The sequence below is a fragment of the Luteitalea sp. genome (assembly GCF_044337415.1).
In the GTDB taxonomy this organism is placed as follows: domain Bacteria; phylum Acidobacteriota; class Vicinamibacteria; order Vicinamibacterales; family Vicinamibacteraceae; genus Luteitalea.
In genome coordinates this window covers 1-16936 of record NZ_JBIINP010000088.1, presented here as the reverse complement: position 1 = coordinate 16936, position 16936 = coordinate 1, and the positions used below count along the sequence as shown (strand labels likewise).

General features: G+C 70.1%; 9 protein-coding genes and 1 pseudogene. 3 read left to right on the top strand and 7 right to left on the bottom strand.

Features of this window, described 5'->3' with window-relative positions; translation table 11 throughout:
- Window positions 1–193 (top strand): annotated as a pseudogene (locus ACIRDX_RS13535) (mononuclear molybdenum enzyme YedY); the annotation flags it as partial.
- A gap of 139 nt (window positions 194–332) precedes the next feature.
- Window positions 333–908, top strand: a complete 576-nt coding sequence (locus ACIRDX_RS13530; RefSeq protein ID WP_396625965.1) for a sulfite oxidase heme-binding subunit YedZ — start codon at window positions 333–335, stop codon at window positions 906–908.
- 84 nt (window positions 909–992) lie between these two features.
- Here ACIRDX_RS13530 and ACIRDX_RS13525 read toward each other — a convergent pair whose 3' ends face one another.
- The 4 genes from ACIRDX_RS13525 to ACIRDX_RS13510 all read right to left on the bottom strand — a co-directional run bounded on the left by ACIRDX_RS13525 (window position 993) and on the right by ACIRDX_RS13510 (window position 10523).
- Complete coding sequence (locus tag ACIRDX_RS13525) at window positions 993–3467, bottom strand: GDSL-type esterase/lipase family protein (RefSeq protein ID WP_396625964.1); 2475 nt, start codon at window positions 3465–3467, stop codon at window positions 993–995.
- A gap of 181 nt (window positions 3468–3648) precedes the next feature.
- On the bottom strand, window positions 3649–6027 hold the full coding sequence (locus ACIRDX_RS13520; RefSeq protein WP_396625963.1) for a GDSL-type esterase/lipase family protein: 2379 nt from the start codon (window positions 6025–6027) through the stop codon (window positions 3649–3651).
- A 13-nt stretch (window positions 6028–6040) separates the two neighbouring features.
- Window positions 6041–7669: a hypothetical protein gene (locus tag ACIRDX_RS13515; protein ID WP_396625962.1), complete on the bottom strand. Its 1629-nt coding sequence runs from the start codon at window positions 7667–7669 to the stop codon at window positions 6041–6043.
- A 310-nt stretch (window positions 7670–7979) separates the two neighbouring features.
- Window positions 7980–10523 (bottom strand): hypothetical protein, encoded by a 2544-nt coding sequence (locus ACIRDX_RS13510; RefSeq protein ID WP_396625961.1) that lies wholly within the window; start codon window positions 10521–10523, stop codon window positions 7980–7982.
- A gap of 319 nt (window positions 10524–10842) precedes the next feature.
- On the opposite strand from ACIRDX_RS13510, the gene ACIRDX_RS13505 reads away from it, so the two are divergent.
- Window positions 10843–13896 (top strand): hypothetical protein, encoded by a 3054-nt coding sequence (locus ACIRDX_RS13505; RefSeq protein ID WP_396625960.1) that lies wholly within the window; start codon window positions 10843–10845, stop codon window positions 13894–13896.
- A gap of 128 nt (window positions 13897–14024) precedes the next feature.
- Here ACIRDX_RS13505 and udk read toward each other — a convergent pair whose 3' ends face one another.
- The 3 genes from udk to ACIRDX_RS13490 form a co-directional block, all read right to left on the bottom strand.
- Window positions 14025–14660, bottom strand: a complete 636-nt coding sequence (gene udk / locus ACIRDX_RS13500; protein WP_396625959.1) for a uridine kinase — start codon at window positions 14658–14660, stop codon at window positions 14025–14027.
- A gap of 144 nt (window positions 14661–14804) precedes the next feature.
- Complete coding sequence (locus ACIRDX_RS13495) at window positions 14805–15674, bottom strand: HDOD domain-containing protein (RefSeq protein WP_396625958.1); 870 nt, start codon at window positions 15672–15674, stop codon at window positions 14805–14807.
- A 47-nt stretch (window positions 15675–15721) separates the two neighbouring features.
- Window positions 15722–16567: a YdiY family protein gene (locus ACIRDX_RS13490; RefSeq protein ID WP_396625957.1), complete on the bottom strand. Its 846-nt coding sequence runs from the start codon at window positions 16565–16567 to the stop codon at window positions 15722–15724.
- Window positions 16568–16936: the final 369 nt, after the last annotated feature.

Below are 16936 nucleotides of genomic sequence, written 5' to 3'. Positions count from 1 at the left end.
CTGGAACGTGTCGGCGCCGCAGGAGTACGGCTTCTACTCCAACGTGAACCCGCAGGTCGACCATCCACGCTGGAGCCAGTCGCGCGAGCGTCGCATCGGCGAGGTGTTCCGGCGCGAGACCCTGATGTTCAACGGCTACGCCGACCAGGTGGCCGGGCTCTACAAGGGCATGGATCTGAAGAAGAACTACTGACGTTCGCCATGCCTCATGCGTCATGCCTCATGACTGAGGTAGGGCGCGGTCTCCGACCGCGCCGCGACATCAACAGCGGCCGCATGGCTTGCCCCGAGCGACATCGAAGGGGACACGCGGCCCTGCCTTCGAGACCTCGTTGACTCCCCGCCAGGCCAAGCCCCTCATCTGGGTGCTGTGTCTCGCGCCGCTCGCGTGGCTGGTGTATCGCGCGGTGTTCGGGGGGCTCAGTCCCAATCCCATCGACGACATCACCGACGAGACCGGGCAGTGGGCGCTGCGCCTGCTGCTCGTGAGTCTCGCGGTGACGCCTGTTCGTCGACTCACCGGGTGGAACGGCATCATCCAGTGGCGGCGGCTGCTGGGGCTGTTCGCCTTCTTCTACCTGTGCCTGCACCTGTCCACGTACGTGGTGCTGGACCAGTTCTTCGACCCGCGCGCCATTCTGGCCGACGTGGCCAAGCGGCGCTACATCACGGTGGGCGCGGCGGGCTTCCTCCTGTTGCTGCCGCTGGCGATTACCTCGACCACCGGCTGGATCCGGCGGCTCGGCAAGCGCTGGCAGACGCTGCACCGGCTCGCCTACGTCGCCGCGCTCTGCGGCGTCGTCCACCTGCTGTGGATCGTGAGGGGCAAGGATCTGAGCGAGCCGTTCACCTACGGCGCGGTCCTCGCGGTGCTCATGGGCGTCCGCGTCTTCTACTGGCTTCGCTGAACGCGCGCATCAGGCCGGGCTCGGAGAGTGTGCCGGTGCCCGCCCGGTGGTCCGGTACCCGGCACCCGGTACCCCGTACCCGGACTACGGACAGACCCCGTTGCTGCCGCAGCGGGGGAACATCGAGAGCAATTTCTGGTACAGGGCGGATGCCATTTCGTCGTAGCCGGTCTGGTTGGGGTGCAGTCCGTCGGGGCCCATCTGCGCCGACACGTACTCGCGGCTCACGGCCTGTTCGGCGGCGAGCGCGTCGAGGAGTCCGTTGTAGGCCCGGACGGCCTCGGGGATCGTCGCCGGCAGCCCCGTGAGCTGGTCGTTGCCGTAGGGGCCGAACAGCGTGAGCAGGACCTGGAGCCCCTTGGCCTTGGCGTCGACGACCATGGCCCGCATCCCGCTGCGCACCGTCGTCGGGGCGACCGCGTTGTTGAGGTCGTTGATGCCCTCCAGGAGCACCCCCACGTCATGCGGCGCGAAGTAGTCTGACGGGTCAGGGGAGATCGGGTAGAAGCAGTTGGCCTGGCCTGCGGTGCATCGGGCGGATCGCGCGATGCCCCCGGGACTGTCGTTGAAGCCTGGCTGGGTCACCCATTCGCCTGGCCACCCGGCGTTGGTGACCAGCGCGTAGCTGCCGAACTGCGGCGTCGCCTCGAGTGCCTGCTTGAGGCCCCGCGGATAGGGACGGGCGGTCTGGACGGAGACTTTCTGGCCTGCCACGTAATACGTGTAGGTGCCCCACGTGAGGCTGTCGCCGAAGGCCAGCACCGAGAGGTACCGTGTGAACGACGGGGCCTTGAGGTACCGACCCTGGCTGGTCACCGTCACCGCCGCTGGCCCTGCTGAACCGTAGCCCGTCGTCGCGCTGCGCACGGGCACGGTGAACGTGATCTCGGTGCCCGCCGGGTTCACCGTCGCCGCCACCGCCTGGCCGCCGATCGTTACTTGCGGCGCGGCCCCGAAGTTCTGGCCACGGATGGTGACCACCGTGCCGCCCGTGAGGCGTCCCGACGTCGGCGACATGCCCTCGACCTGCACGTTGGCCGGCGCGGTGGCTGGCTCGCTGATGACACCGGCCCACGGCGTGCCGGCGTTGGCGTGGCCGCCCGCGAAGTTGCTCCAGTACATCGCGCGCTCGGCGACGAACGGCTGCGGCGACGCACCCACGCTCTCGAGGAACACCGCGAATCGGCGCCCCTGCAGCAGCGCGAACTTCGGGTCGGTCTCCGGGTTGCCCGTGACGGCGGGCCAGATGTTGGTGCGCGTGTTGGCCGGCACCTTCACCGTCGTGGTCACGCCGCTGCCGTCCTCGGTGGCGAACGTGGCCTTGACGTCGATGTCGCTCGTGTTGGGGTTCACGAGCAGGAAAAAGCTGTCGACGCTGACACCGGCGGCGTCGTCGCCCTGGCGGCCCTCGGCGAAGGCCCACTTCACCTCGGGCTGCGCGATGCCGGCGACGACGTGGCCTTCCTTCCAGGGGAAGGTCGGCGTCGTGGGATCGCCGGCCGATGGCGGGCCCCAGTACACGGCGCGCTCGGCCACGATGGGCAACGAGCTGTCGATGCGGACGGAGAACGCCGTGGACGGCAGCAGCAGCGTCCCATCGTCGGCGCGCTCCTGGTCGGTCCAGATGTTGAAGCGGCTTCGCGGCAAGACGGTGTAGCTACGTGTGACGGGCGCACCACTGTCGCGGAAGTAGGTGGCCGTGACCGTCGCCGGCAGCGCGTTGTCGTTGCCGATGAGCAGGAACGTCTCGAAGGCGATGGTCGGGTTACCGCCCGTGAAGCCTTCCGCGAAGTACCAACTGGTGCGGCCAGCCGTGACGCCCAGGGCGTCGTGGCCGCTGCGGAAGTCGTCGAAGTACATCGCCCGCTCGGCCACCACCGGCCGGTCGGCCTCGACGACGGTGGAGAACCCCTGCCCGGCCAGGGCCGGGTTGGCACTCGGCCACAGCGTGGCCCGGTTGCCCGGCTCGACCGTCACGTTCTCGGTCACGCTCGACCCGTCGCCCTTGAGGTAGCGAGCGGTGACGCGCGCGGTGGCCACGCCGGGATTGGCGATCAGGATGAACGTGCTGAAGACGCCCGAGGCGCCTTCGGCCAGGATCCAGCGCGTCGCAGGGGCGGTCACGCCACTGGCGCCGGTGCCGCCGGCGTACGGGGTGCCGGTCAGTGGGAAGAACATCGAGCGCTCGACCACGATGTCGGCGGGGGTGGCCGTGTCCTTCACCACGGCCGACACCTGGGCCGAGGCGGCGCCGTTGAGCGCCGGGAACTCCCGCTTGACGTTGACGGTGAGCCGTCCGGTGGCCGGGAGCGTGAAGGTCTTCTCGAGCACGCTCCCCACGGGCGTGATCAGCGCGTCTGGCGCCGGCAGCAGCCGGACGATGACCGTGAGCGCGCTGGCCGACGGGTTGCCGACCAGGATGTCCTCGTCGAAGGTGCCGTTGCTGGCCCCCTCGGCCAGGAACCAGGTGCTGGCCGCCTGTCCCCGGGCCGGGCCGGCCGCCACGAGGCACACGACCAGCGTGAGCAGGAGGCGGGACCAGGCGAGGACGGAATTCATCGGGAAAAAATCGGCGTGGCCGGGAAATGAGGGTAGCCCGGCGGCAATCCTGCCGCAAGGATCGGGCGTTCAGGGCTGACGGGCCGGGTTGGCGCGCCCAGAGCGACGTCGACGGGGACAACCGGCCCTCCCGTCCAGCGCCGCGCTCCCGACTCCCGACTCCCGACTCCCGACTCCCGTTCTACTTGATCAGCGTCCTGATGGCCCCGTAGACGAAACCCGCCATTTCGTCGTACCCGTCCTGGGTCGGATGGATGAGATCGTTGCCGATCTCGACCCGAGTGTCGAAGTCGACACGATGGAACTGTTCGGCGAGGGCCATGTCGCGGATGGCGGACCACATGTCGGCCTGCATCACATGGATGCGTCCCATGATCACCGTCGAGCCAGCGGCCTTCGCCGCGCGGCCCATGGTGCGCAGAGCCGTTACGGCGGTGCTGACCGTGCCTCCGGCATTGAGGTCGTTGAAGCCCTCGAGGATCACCACCACGTCGTACGCCTTCTTCGAGAGTAATCCCGGCAAGCGACCAACGCCGCTTGTCAGGTTGCCGGAGCACCCGGCAAACGAGGCGCATTCGCCGGAGGCGCCCTCGTTGTCCACGTCGGCTGTCTGGCCGAATCGCGCGTCTGTGCGCAGCAACATCTCCAGACCCTCGGGATAGGGCGGGTTGGCGAACGTGTAGATCTGCGTTGGTATCGTCGACGGCGGCACTGGGGGAATCCGCTCGACCAGCATGCCCTCGGTGAAGCTGTCGCCGATGGCCAGCACGCGGAATCGACGGGTGAACGTCCCCACCGTCTGGGTGTGCCCGGACGTGGTGAGGCGGATGGTGCTCGAGGCGAGGGTGCCGAATCCGGTCGCCGCAGTCCGCAAGGGCGCGAGCGCCGTGATCTGCGTCGAGGTTGCCGTCTGGATCGTGGCGGCCAGGCCGTCGACCGTCACCTCAGGAGTGCCAGAGAAGCCGGTGCCGAGGATGGTGATCACCTCGCCGCCCGCGAGGCGCATCTCCCTGGGCGTGTAGCCGGTGACGACGACGGCACCTGGCGTGCGCGTGGGCGCCACGATCGCGCCGGTCCACGGCGTGCCCATGTTCACGTGCCCGCTGGCGAAGTCGTTGAACAGGTACATCGCCCGCTCGGCGACGAACGACTCGCCGCCGGTGCTCTCGAGGAACGTCGCGAACCGGCGATTGGCCAGCGCTGCGAACTCGGGCAGGGCGGCGGTCGGCCAGATGTTGGCGCGCCCGCGGGCCGGGATCGTGATCGTGCTCGTGAGGCCGCCGCCATCCTCGGCCATGAACGTTGCCTTCACGGTGACGTCGGCGTTGGACGGGTTGGCGAGCAGGAAGAACGTGCTGTACGGGCGCGTCGCGGCGTCCTGGCCCTCGCGGCCCTCCGCGAAGGCCCACTTCGGCGCCAGCACGGTCGACCCCGCGGTCGCGTGTCCCTCGCGCCAGGGGAACGTCGGCGTGGTCGCGTCGGCAGCCGACGGCGTGCCCCAGTACATCGCCCGTTCCGCGACGATCGGGCTGGTGGCGGTCACGGTCATGCCGAAGGAGGCCGCCTTGAGACTCGGCTCCGCGGTGCGGCCTTCCTGGTCGACCCACACCGTGAGGCGCTGGTTCGGCCCGAGGGGATAGGTCCGAGAGACGGCCCCGCCGGAGTCGAGTTGGTAGGTCACCGTGGCCGTGGTCGCGGTGCTGCCGGTGTTGGCCAACAGCAGGAAGGTCTCGAACGCGGTCGTCGTGTTGCCGCCGGTGAAGCCTTCGGCGAAGTACCACGTCGTGCTGGCTTCAGGCACGCCGAGCGCATCGTGTCCGCTGCGCGCGAACCCGCTGCCGGTGGGCGAGGGGTCGAAGTACATCGCCCGTTCCGCCACGATGTCCTCGCCGGCTTCGAGGCTCTCGACCACCGTCGAGAACTCCGCCGAGCCGAGTTCCGTCGGGTAGTCGTTCTGCGGCCAGAACGTCGTGCGGCTGTTGGCCGGCAGCGTGGTGTCGAACGTGATGACGGTGCCCGTGCTCTTGAGGTACGTGATGCGCACGGTCGTCGTGGACGGGTTGGGATTGGCCACCAGGATGAACGTGCTGAAGGCGCCACTGGCCCCCTCGGCGAGGATCCAGCGCGGCTCGGCCCGGGTGACGCCGCTGGCGTTGTGTGCACCCACGCGCGTGCCGTCCGGGAAGTACATCGACCGCTCGACGACGATGTCGGCGGGCGTGGTGGAGTTGGCGACGACGGCCGACACCTCGGCGGAGGCCGCGCCGTTCAAGCCGGGGAACTCCTGCGCCACGCGGACCGTGAGTCGGCTGGTGGCGCCGAGCGTGAAGGTCTTCGTGAGCGTGCTGCCCGGCGCGATGACCGCGCTTGCGTCGGGCAGGAGCCTCACCGTGACCGCGAGCGTGAGTGCGCTCGGGTTGGCCACGAGGATCTCCTGATCGAGGACCGCGTTGCTGGCGCCCTCGGCGAGGAACCAGCGCGAGGCATCCTGCGCACCGACCGGGGTCGACACCAGGAGCAGACACGAGACGAGAGCGGCGAGGCGAAGGAGTGCGTACACGTGATCGATCCAGTCAGCGAACCCGTTCGTAGAGCACCGTGTCGTCGTCGCGCGCAATGGCGCGCCAACGGGCCGATGCCTCGATCAGGTCGCGGGCGTCGCGCCGCTGGCTGCCGTACTCCTCGAGGTGGAGCACGACGTACCGGGCGCCGGCACGGTCCAGTTCGTCGAAACTGGCGGTCCTGAAGGGAAAGTACCAGAGGATGTCCGCCCGTCGGCGATACGACTGGGGCGTGAAGCCGCTGTACCCGTTCAGCAGGGGCTTCCAGTGCAGCGTCGAGGCCAGCATGTAGTTGGCGTTGCGCGGCACGTCGATGCCGCGCCACCAGAAGGGCATCTCGGCCACGACGCCGTAGGGCCGGCCGGCCAGTGTGGCGTACACGGACGACGGCTGCGCCGCGGGGACGTATGGCACGGGGCCACGGAACGCCTCCGCGTTGACGGCGATCAGCGCCAGGCCCGCGGTCAGCGGGGCGGCACCGGGCCAGCGGCGGCAGAGGGCCGTCACGCCGTAGGCCGACAGCAGGGCCACCCCGGTGAGGAAGAGCACGCCGAAGCGCGACGCGGCGCGCACGCCGCTGGCAAACGGGACCAGGTGGTAGAACGCGCGGTAGAACGGCGTCGCCGGGCCGAACGACAGGACGAGTCCGACAACGACAAGCCCGAGGGCGATGCGCACGCGCGGGTCGCGCCACGTCCCACTCACCGGGCGTCGATCCGGCGTGCGGTCGCCGTCAGAGGTGGTGCCGGACGATCTGGGCAGGGCGAGCGCTGCCAACGCGAGCAGCACTGCCACGGCGCCCGGGAACAGCGAGTCGCGGGGCTCTCTGGTCTGGTACACGGCTCGCGCCCAGCCTTCGTGCACGCGTGCCGGTGTGGCCAGGTACGCGGGCCCGTTGGCCGACATCGCGGCAACGAGATCGAGCGAGCGCTCGAAGCCGTGGGTGGCGCGCATGTCGCGATAGGCGCGCATCACCGGCACCAGAGGGAGCGCCAGCAGCACGCCGCCGACCAACGCGCCGGCGACCAGCGGCTGCCACGGCGTCCGGACCCATGAGCGCCCGTGGACGACGAGCACGACCAGGCCGGTCACGATGCCGAAGATGGCGAGATAGCCGGACGTGAGCGCCAGCAGCGCCGTGGCCAGTCCGGCCAGAGCGCCGTGCCACCAGCGGCGCGTCCGAGGGTTGCCGAGCGCATCCAGGGCCACCAGCAGCAGGGGCAAGCCGTACGCGTGGATGGCCTGGATGTGGCCCATGCTCACGAGCGAGTGCGCGTTGAAGGCAAACAGGCTGCCGGCGACGAGTGCGGCACCGAAGTGCCCTGTCCAGCGCCAGGCCAGCCACCACATCGCCCAGGCCGACAGCGCATAGCCGACCAACAACGACAGGTTGTAGGTGAGCACGGGGCCGGCGCCCGCCGCGCGGACCGGCACCGAGAGGGCCCCCGGCACGATCACGGGATCCGAGAAGGCGATCGTGTTGCGTTCGGGATGGAAGATGTTGCCGGCGAGCACCTGCGACGGCGCCGTGACCAGCGCGTGCGCCACCCAACTGATCGCCCACGCGTTCAGGACCGTGTCCTTGTTGTCGTTCCGACTGAGCGTGGCTGGGGCCGAGGCCAGCGGCCACGTATGCACCACGGCGAGCGCCGCGCAGAGACACAGCGCCCCGAACGCGCGGGACGCTTGGCGACGGAACGGCTCAGGGCTCAAGTCTCGGGTCTCAGGGCTCGGGCAGCAGGGCCGGGTCCGAAGACCGGTGTCGAGATGCCCAGAGCCGCAGATGAGTATCTCGCGTCACGGGGGACGTGGACAGCGACGCGAGGGGCCGCGTTGGGACAACCGGCCCGACCATCTCCGACTGCCGACTCCCGACTCCCGACTCCCGACTCCCGAAGGCCTACTGGCCCTCGGACGCACCAGTGTCTTGCGTCCGAGGGCTCGGTGGCGCCTACGGGTTGAGCGGGCAGCCCTGGCCCGGCTTGTCGTTGCGGCGGTCGCAGGGCTGCAGCGGGAACTCGCGGGCCACCTTGGTGAGCAGGTCGCTCGAGACCCGGTCCGCGCCAGCCTGTGTGGGCGTGCCGCCCGACGTCGCGATGCGGAACAGCGACTGCCGGTAGATCTCCGCATTGAGGGAACGGTCCTCGGTGACGCGCCAGATCTCGTCGCCGAGTGCCTTGACCGATGCCGAGCCGAGGCTGCCGATGCTCGTCTCCTCCCACTTGGTCATGAAGATGGTGATCTTGCGGTTCTTGGCGCTCGTCACCATGCTGCGGAGCGCGTTGCCCACGCTGAACTCGGAGATGCCCGCCTCCATGTCGTTGACGCCGGTGGCGAAGACCACGCCGTCGAACTCATCCGACAGGTTGGCCGCCTTCACCTGATCGGCCAGCGTCGGGAAGCGCGTCGAACCAGCGGTCGCCGTGCAGCCCGGCCCGGTCGCCGACGTGCACTCGCCGTTGATGCCCGCATTGGTCACCTTCACGAACTCGCCGAACTGCAGCACCCGCTGGCCGGTCGGCGACTGGGGCGCCCCAGGGACGTCGGTGGTGTAGACGTCCTTCTGGAAGGCCTTCAGTCGGTTCTCGAGGCTCAGGGGCCACGACGTGCCGAGGCCGGCGCCGAGCACGTGTTCGTCGCCGAAGGCCAGGATGTTGAGGCGGAACGTGAAGCCATTGGTCAGCGTGGTGCTGCTGCCGTTGGTGTTGACCACCCGCACCGTGGTCGGGCCGGCCGTCTGGTAGCCGTTGTAGAAGTCGCGGGCGGGGGTCAGCAGCGTGATCGTGGTGCCGTCCTGCGACACGACGACGTTCTGGCCCCTGTCGACGTCGGCCAGCCGCGTGTTCGCGTTCCGGTCGGCCGTCCATGCCGGGTTGTCGAAGAACACCTGCGCACCCTGCTGGAAGCCGCCGCCGCGGACGGTGATGGTCTGGCTGCCGCTGATGCGGCCGATTGACGGCGAGACCTCGGTGATGGCGAAGGCCGGGGCCAGCGGGGGCGTCGCGATGGTGCCGGTCCACGGCGTGCCCGTGTTCACATGGCCGGCGAGGAAGCTGCCGCCCGAATACACCGCGCGCTCGGCCACGAACGTCGCACCGGCGCTGGCCGGGCAACCCGCGTCGACGCTTGCGATCGACTCGAGGAAGGTCGCGAAGCGCTGGCCCGACAGCTCCACGAAGTCGGCGGTCCAGATGTTGGCGCGCGAGTTGGCCGCGACGCACAGCGAACGCACGATGCCCTTGCCGTCCTCGCGCACGAAGGTCGCCTGCACCCTCACGGGCGTCGACGAGGGGTTGGCGAGCAGGAAGAAGGTGTTGAACGAGGTCGCCGACGCGCCGAAGATGCCCTGCTGGCCCTCGGCGAACGCCCACTTGGCCTGCGCGCCCGTCACGCCGGCCGTGGCATGACCCTCACGCCAGGGGAAGGTCGGCGACGTGGCGTCGCTCGCCGACGGCGTGCCCCAGTACATTGCGCGCTCGGCGACGATCGGCTGCGTGGCCGTGACGCGGATGCCGAACGCGGCGGCGCGGAGGCGCTGATCGAACGTGCGCCCCTCCTGGTCGACCCACACCGTGAACCGCTGCCGGGCCGCGAGCGGGTAGTCGCGCGAGACGACCTGGCCGTTGTCGAGCAGGTAGTCCACCGTGGCCGTGGTGGCCGTGCTGTTGGTGTTGGCCAGGAGCAGGTACGTCTCGAAGGCGATGGCGCCGCCGCCCGCCGTGTTGCCTTCGGCGAACAACCACGTGGTGCTCGGGCTCGTCACGCCGAGGGCGTCGTGACCGCTCATGAACGCATCGAAGTACATGGCGCGCTCGGCGATCACCGTGTTGCCCGGCGTGAGCGAATCGATCACGGTGGAGAAGTCGGCCGACGCGAGCGCCGGGTGCTCACCACGCGGGTAGAAGGTCACGCGCGAGTTGGCCGGCGCGGTCTGCGTGGTCGTGAACGACTGCCCGGTGCCCGTGAGGTAGGTGGCGCGCACCGTGGTCGTCGTCGGGTTCGGGTTGGCCACCAGCACGAAGGTCTCGAAGACGCCTCCCGTGCCCTCGGCCAGCGTCCACGACTCGGACAGGCCTGCCTGCGTCACGCCGCTGGCGTTGTGTGAACCCGGCGCGGTGGCGCCCTGGAAGTACATCGTGCGCTCGACGACGACGTCGGCCGGCGTGGTGTTGTCGCTGGCCAGGACCGCCGTCACGCGCGCCGAGGCGCTGCCGTTCAGGTTGAAGTCGGACCCGAGGCGGACGGTGAGGCGCGAGGTCGCCGCGAGGTCGAAGGTCCTGCTGGTCGTCGGGGCCTGGGCGTCGGCCTGCGGCAGCAGGGTGACGGTCACCTTGAGCGCCTGCGACGAGGGGTTGCCGACCAGGATCTCCTGGGCGAAGGTGCTGTTGTGGGCGCCCTCGGCGAGGAACCACGTCGAGGCCCCCTGCGCGAACGCCTGCGGCACGGTGGCGAAGAGGGCGAGGGCCGCCAGCGCGGCGCCACGGAACCAGGTCATGCGAAGCCTCCGGGTGCCGCAAGCCCCCGGCCATCGGGGGGGCGGCAAACCTGCAGATTATAGGAGAACCTCGGAGGAAAATTCGCTTGCCAAGGATTTGATGTTGAAAAAATCAGGCTCACGCCGATTTCCCCCGTGCGAGCGCGGGGGAGCGGGCCGAGTTGGAGCGGTGGCCGCGGCGCACGAATTCGTCGCGCCGCTTGCAGTTCTGTAACGCGACTGGCGACGTCCGTGTCGTGATCTGGCCGTCGCAGGGCGTCGAGTGCGCGCTGGCATTGGAGGACTCGACGGCAGGGGAGTTGCTGTGGCCGTTGCCGGCATGTCCCCGCTTCCCCGGACGCCACGTCCTCTCGTCGCCCTTACGGCGTTGGCCAGCGCCGCCTGGCTCGCGCTCGCCCCGTCGCTGGCCGGCGCGGCCACCCTGAAGGCCCGCTCGGAGGCCGAGGAGATCGCCGCGGCCGACCGCATCGTGCGCGGCCGGGTCGAGGCCGTCCGCACGGAACGGCGGGCCGGCTCGGGCGTCATCGAGACCGTCGCTCGCGTCCGTGTCATCGACGACTACACCGGCGGTACCGAACGCGTGATCGAGATTCGCGAGCTCGGCGGCACGGTGGGCGACACCACGCTGGTCATTCCCGGGGCCGCGCATTTCCTCGTCGGCGACGACATCGTCGCGCTGGTCGAGCGCACGGGAGGCGGGTGGCGGCCCTCGGCGATGGGGCGGTCGGTCTACGGCGTGCGAGAAACCGCCGCAGGCACCCAGATGATCCGGCAGGACAACGACGAGCCTGTGGTCGGGGCGGCCGCGCCGACGCCTGGCCGTCGATCACTGGCGGGGTTCGGCCAGGCGGTGCGGGCCGTGCGCCGGCAGGCGCCGACGCGGCTGTCGACACCGGGAACCGCGCCAACCCTCGGTGAAGTGGGGGCCGCGACGCCGGTGGTCGAGACCTTCACGTTGCTCGGCCGCATGCGCTGGCACGAGGCCGACACCGGCCAGCCCGTCCTGTGGTACCGCAACACCCTGACGGCGCCGCCCCTCGACTCGGGCAACAGCGAGACGGAACTGGGACAGGCGCTGGCGGGGTGGACCACGCCCGCGGGTGGATCGATCACGCTCGCCTATGGCGGCACGCGCCTGGTGGCGGCCGCGGCCACGCTGAACTGCGGCGCGCCTGCCGTGCCTGGCGGCGGCCTCATCACCTACGAGGATCCGGACAACGACATCACCACGAGCGGCGTCATCGCCATCGGCGGCGCGTGTGCGACCGGGGTCAACACGGTCGTCAACGGGACGTCGTTCTCGAAGATCACGTACGGCTTCGTCATCTTCACGACGAAGGCGGAGATGACACCGCTGGGCCAGTCGCTGTTCTTCGCGCGCGTGGCGGAACACGAGGTCGGGCACGCCATCGGCCTCGGGCACACGCCCACCGACGGCACGGTCACCAGCGCGACGAGCAACATCATGTACCCGTCGTGTTGCGGGTCGAGCACCCCGGTGCCGCCGGCGATCGGCCCCGACGACCTGGCGGGCCTGCAGTTCATCTACCCGGCCGCCGGCGGCGGTGGCGGCACGTGCACGTACGACGTTCAGCCCTCCACGCAGACCGTCGGGCACGGCGGCGGCGTGGTGACGCCCTTCACGGTCACCACCGGCAGTGCGTGCACGTGGAGTGTGTCGACCACGGCGTCGTGGCTGACCCTGTCAGGGCCTGGTACGCGGACCGGGTCGGGGACGGTGAGTTACGCTGCGGCTGCCAACACCGGCGCGGCGCGGGCCGGAGCCGTCACCATTGCAGGCCGGGCGGCGACGGTGCAGCAGGCCGCGGCTCCGGTCGTGCCCCCGACCGACTCGGACAACGATGGGTTGCCGGATGCCTGGGAACTGCAGGCCGGGCTGAACCCCAACGTGGCGACGGGCGCAGACGGCGCCACGGGCGATCCCGACGGCGACGGCCTCAGTAACCTCCAGGAGTACCAGCGGCGTCTGCATCCGCGCGGCATGGTGCAGCGCTACCTCGCCGAGGGCGTGCAGAACGCCTTCTTCTCGACGCGCATCGCCCTGATCAACCCGAGCCTGACCACCACGGCCAACGTGCAGTTGCGCTTCGCCACGCCGCCCGACGCCGGTGGTGTGGTGACGACCACCGAGCATTGGGTGACGATCGCGCCGCGCCGGCGGGCGACGCTGGACGTGGCGACGGTGGCTGGTGTCCGCGACTCCTTCGCCACGACGATCGAGTCGAGCACGCTCGTCGTCGCCGACCGCACGGTGTCGTGGGACGGCACCGGCTACGGCAGTCACGCCGAGAGCGCGACCGAGGCCCCGCGCACGACGTGGTACTTCGCCGAGGGGGCCACGATGGGCGGGTTCAACACGTTCTACCTCCTGCTGAACCCGGGCACGACGGCCGCCGACGCCACGATCACGTACCTGCGGGCAGGGCGCGCGCCGCGGACGAAGACCTACACGGTGGCGCCTGGCGCCCGGCTCACCGTCTGGGTGGACACGGAACAGTGGGACGACGGCGACGCGCTGGCCGCCGCGGAGGTCTCGGCGCGTATCGACGCCACCGCCCCGATCATCGCCGAGCGGGCGATGTACCTCGATCGCAACGGGCAGTTGTTCACGGCCGGCCACGACAGCGTGGCCCTCACGGCTCCCGCGCAGCGCTGGTTGCTTGCAGAGGGGGCGACGGGCAGCTATTTCGACCTTTTCATCCTGCTGGCCAACCCGTCCGAACAGGCCGCCGACGTCCGGCTGCGCTTCCTGCTCGGCGACGGCACCGTGATCGAGCATCGCGAGACGGTGCCTGCGCTGGCGCGCGGCACCGTGTGGGTGGATGCCCTCGGGCGCGACGCGCAGCGCATCGCCGAGAACCCGGCGTATGCGCGACTGGCCGACACCGCCGTGTCGACCGACGTGGTCGTGGACAACGGCGTGGGGATCCTCGTCGAGCGGTCGATGTGGTGGCCCGGCGATGCGAGCACGTGGGGCGAGGCGCACAACAGCGGCGGCGTGACGGCGCCGGCGCTCCGCTGGGCCCTGGCCGAGGGCGAAGTGGCGGGCGCGCGCAACACGAAGACCTACGTGCTCGTCAGCAACCCGTCGGCCAGCAGCGCGTCCATCACCGTGACCCTGCTGTCGGAGGGCTCCATCCCGGAGCAGCAGGCCTACACGGTCGGCCCCAACAGTCGCTTCAACATCGCCCTGGGCGAGACGGGGTTCTTCCCGAACGCGACCGGGCGCCGCGTGGGATTGCTCGTCGAGAGTGCGGCGGTGCCGGTGGTCGTCGAGCGCGCGATGTACGCTGATGCGGGTGGGCAGGGCTGGGCGGCGGGGACCAATGCGGTGGCGACCAAGCTGCCGTAGTGGTCATTTGAAATTGGACATTCGAAATTCTCGTGGGGCGCGGCTCCGCCGCAGCCCCTCGGGATGCGTCGAGCGGCACGGCCGACAGGCCGGCCGCCGATCAGTTTCGAATGTCCGATTTCGAATTGTCAGCCCCGCGCCACCAGGCCACGCGCCAGCGTCAGCAGCATCTCGATCGCGACGTCGTTGTGCCCGCCCTGGGGCACGATGATGTCGGCGTAGCGCTTGCTCGGCTCCACGAACTCGAGGTGCATCGGCTTGACGGTGCCGAGGTACTGGTCGATGACCGACTGCACGGTGCGGCCGCGCTCGGCGACGTCGCGCTGCAATCGCCTGATGAAGCGCGTGTCGTCGTCGGCGTCGACGAAGACCTTCACGTCCATCAGCTCGCGCAGCGGCTTGTTCTCGTAGATGAGGATGCCCTCGACGATGAGCGCCGCGCGCGGCGCGATGACGTCGCGGATGTCGAGCCGGTTGTGCCGGGCGAAGTCGTACTGGGGGGCCTCGATGGGGCGACCCGCCCGCAGGGCGCGCACGTGCTCGACCAGGAGGTCGGTCTCGAGCGCGTCGGGATGGTCGTAGTTGAGCGCGGCACGCTCCTCGAGGCGGAGGTCACTGCGGTCGCGGTAGTAGCGGTCGTGCTCGAGCACCGACACGTGTGCGTCGCCGAGCGAGGCCATGAGGCGGCGGACCACGGTGGTCTTGCCCGACCCCGAGCCCCCGGCGATTCCGATCACGACGGGCGTGGCGCGCGCATCAGTCATGCGCGTGATGGTAATTGGAAATTCGACATTTGAAATTCTCGTGGGGCGCGGCTGCGCCGGCGCCCCGCGCAACGCCACGAGGGCGACGGGCCGCCAGGCCGTCGCCCTCCGGAATTTCGAATGTCCAATTTCAAATTGCCAGCGTCAGTGGAACCGCTCCTGCCCCGTCCGCATCCGGTCGGTGAGCTCCGAGCAGAACGTGTGCAGGTCGGCGGGCGAGAAGGACAGGCGCGCCAGCACCTCGCCCTCGATCGGGCCGTCGATTTCGGCGATGAGCGGACCGAAGCCGGCCAGCTTGGCCACGCCGTTCGAGAGGTGCACCACGTCGCAGATCGTGCTCTGGGCGGCGGCCGGCGTGTGGTGGTGGGTGATGGCGGCAGCCACCCGCTCGGGCAGGCCCCAGTGGCGGGCGACGTAGCCGCCCAGTTCGCCGTGGTCCATGCCCAGCACCTGGCGCTCGGCCTCGATGCGCGACAGGGTGCCGCTGGTCCAGGCCATGCGGAGCGCGGAGAGCGTCGCTTCGTCCATCGCCTCATCGAGCACCACCTTGCCCACGTCGTGGAGGAGGGCCGCGGTGACGGTCTCGGGCGGGATCGGGGTGCGGGCGCGTTTGGTGACGATCTCGGTGGCCAGGGCGGCGGCCACGGCGTGCTGCCACAGGCGGCCCGGCTGCAGGTCGAACGCCGGCAGCGGCTTCAGCAGCTTGGGCCGGACGCCCTCGGCGATGGCCAGCGACAGGGCCGTGCCGACGCCGATGCGCATCAGGGCGTCGCGGACGGTGCTGACCGAGGGCAGATGGGCCGTCCACGCCGAGTTGGCGAAGCGGAGCACCCGGGCGGTCAGGCCCAGGTCCAGGCGCACCACCTCTTCGACGTCGCGGATCATCCACTCGCTTTGGCTCAGGAGCGTGACCAGTCGCGTCGCGGTCGCCGGCAAGGGTTCGAGGGCATCGGCCTGTCGCAGCAGGCGCTCGCGTGTCAGCGGGGTCGGTGAGCGTGGGTCTGGGGCCACCATGATGTCCTACCTATCGGCCGCAAGGGGTCATCTCTGCAGTGCCAGCCTCAGAACGTGGCGACGATGGCCGCCGCGGCGACCGTGTCGGCCTTGGTGAAGCCGGGCACCGGTTCGTTCCGGTACGTGATCTCGTGCGACAGCTTCAGCGCCAGCACCGCATTGAGGGCGGCCTGCAGCGCCGCCACGTGCGACAGGCGCCAGTCGCTGGCCCGCTCCACGTCGGCCTTCACCGAGGCATCGTTCGAGATGCGGTTTCGACGCGTGAACTCCCACTGATGTCGCACGCCGAGGTCCATGGTCGCCACATACCGTCCCGGCCCCCGGGTCCGGTCCTCGCCGATGTAGCCCAACCCGGAGTCGAACGACAGTCGCTGTGGTTCGCCCTTGATCAGCAAGGCGGTCACGCCCGCCGCACCGTCGACGCTGTTGTCGATACCCGCAAAGGTGTTGCGCAGGTAGGTACCCCGGGCGAACAGCTCCGCCCGGTCGCCGATCTTGCGCGCGGTCTTGACCTGGCCCGTGAGGCGGCGGGCGCGAACGGTGCCGTCCGTCCTGGTGCGCAGGAAGCTGGCGCGCGACTCGAGGCGCCAGAGTCCGGGGGCGAACACCGCCTCGGCGCCGGTGCCAAGGGTCTGGGTCGAGGCCGTCCCGCCTGTCGAGACGTAGGACAACTCTGCCTTGCCCTTCACGAGTTCCTGCCGCCGTGCCGCGGTGGGTGTCGCCGCTGCCGTCCGCGGGGGCACGGGGACCTGGACCACCGGCGGCGCCGGCAGGCGACCGGTCACGGCCGTCTGGGGCAGGATGGCCGAGTCGACGACGACAGGCAGGGGCGCGGGGGAGACGGGCGCGGGTCCCTGCAGGAGCGCGAGGACGATCCAGACGGCGTCTTGCATGGCGGTTGAGGGCGCACGGTCGCCGTGCGGCCTGCGGCTAGTGTACTGGCGAACGGCAGGGGCGGACGCGGCGGACCGTCGCCATCCGGCCGGCTGAGCTGCCCGTTGGGGGCCACGGCTGCCCACTCGCCCGGGGAATCTGCCGTTTCGGGGAATTCCGCGGGTCATGGACAAGGGGCTCGTCATAATCCCCTCGCTGACATCAGGCGTACTCTGGCGCGGGCCCCCGCCGCGCCCCATTAACGACGACAAAGGAACAACGATGCCGCACAAGCCGATCAAGTACGTCGAGAAGGGGTTGACCTACGCCGCCAAGGGCGCGTGGGTGGTGTTCGATGCGCTCAACTCGATCAATCGCGCCCCCGGATT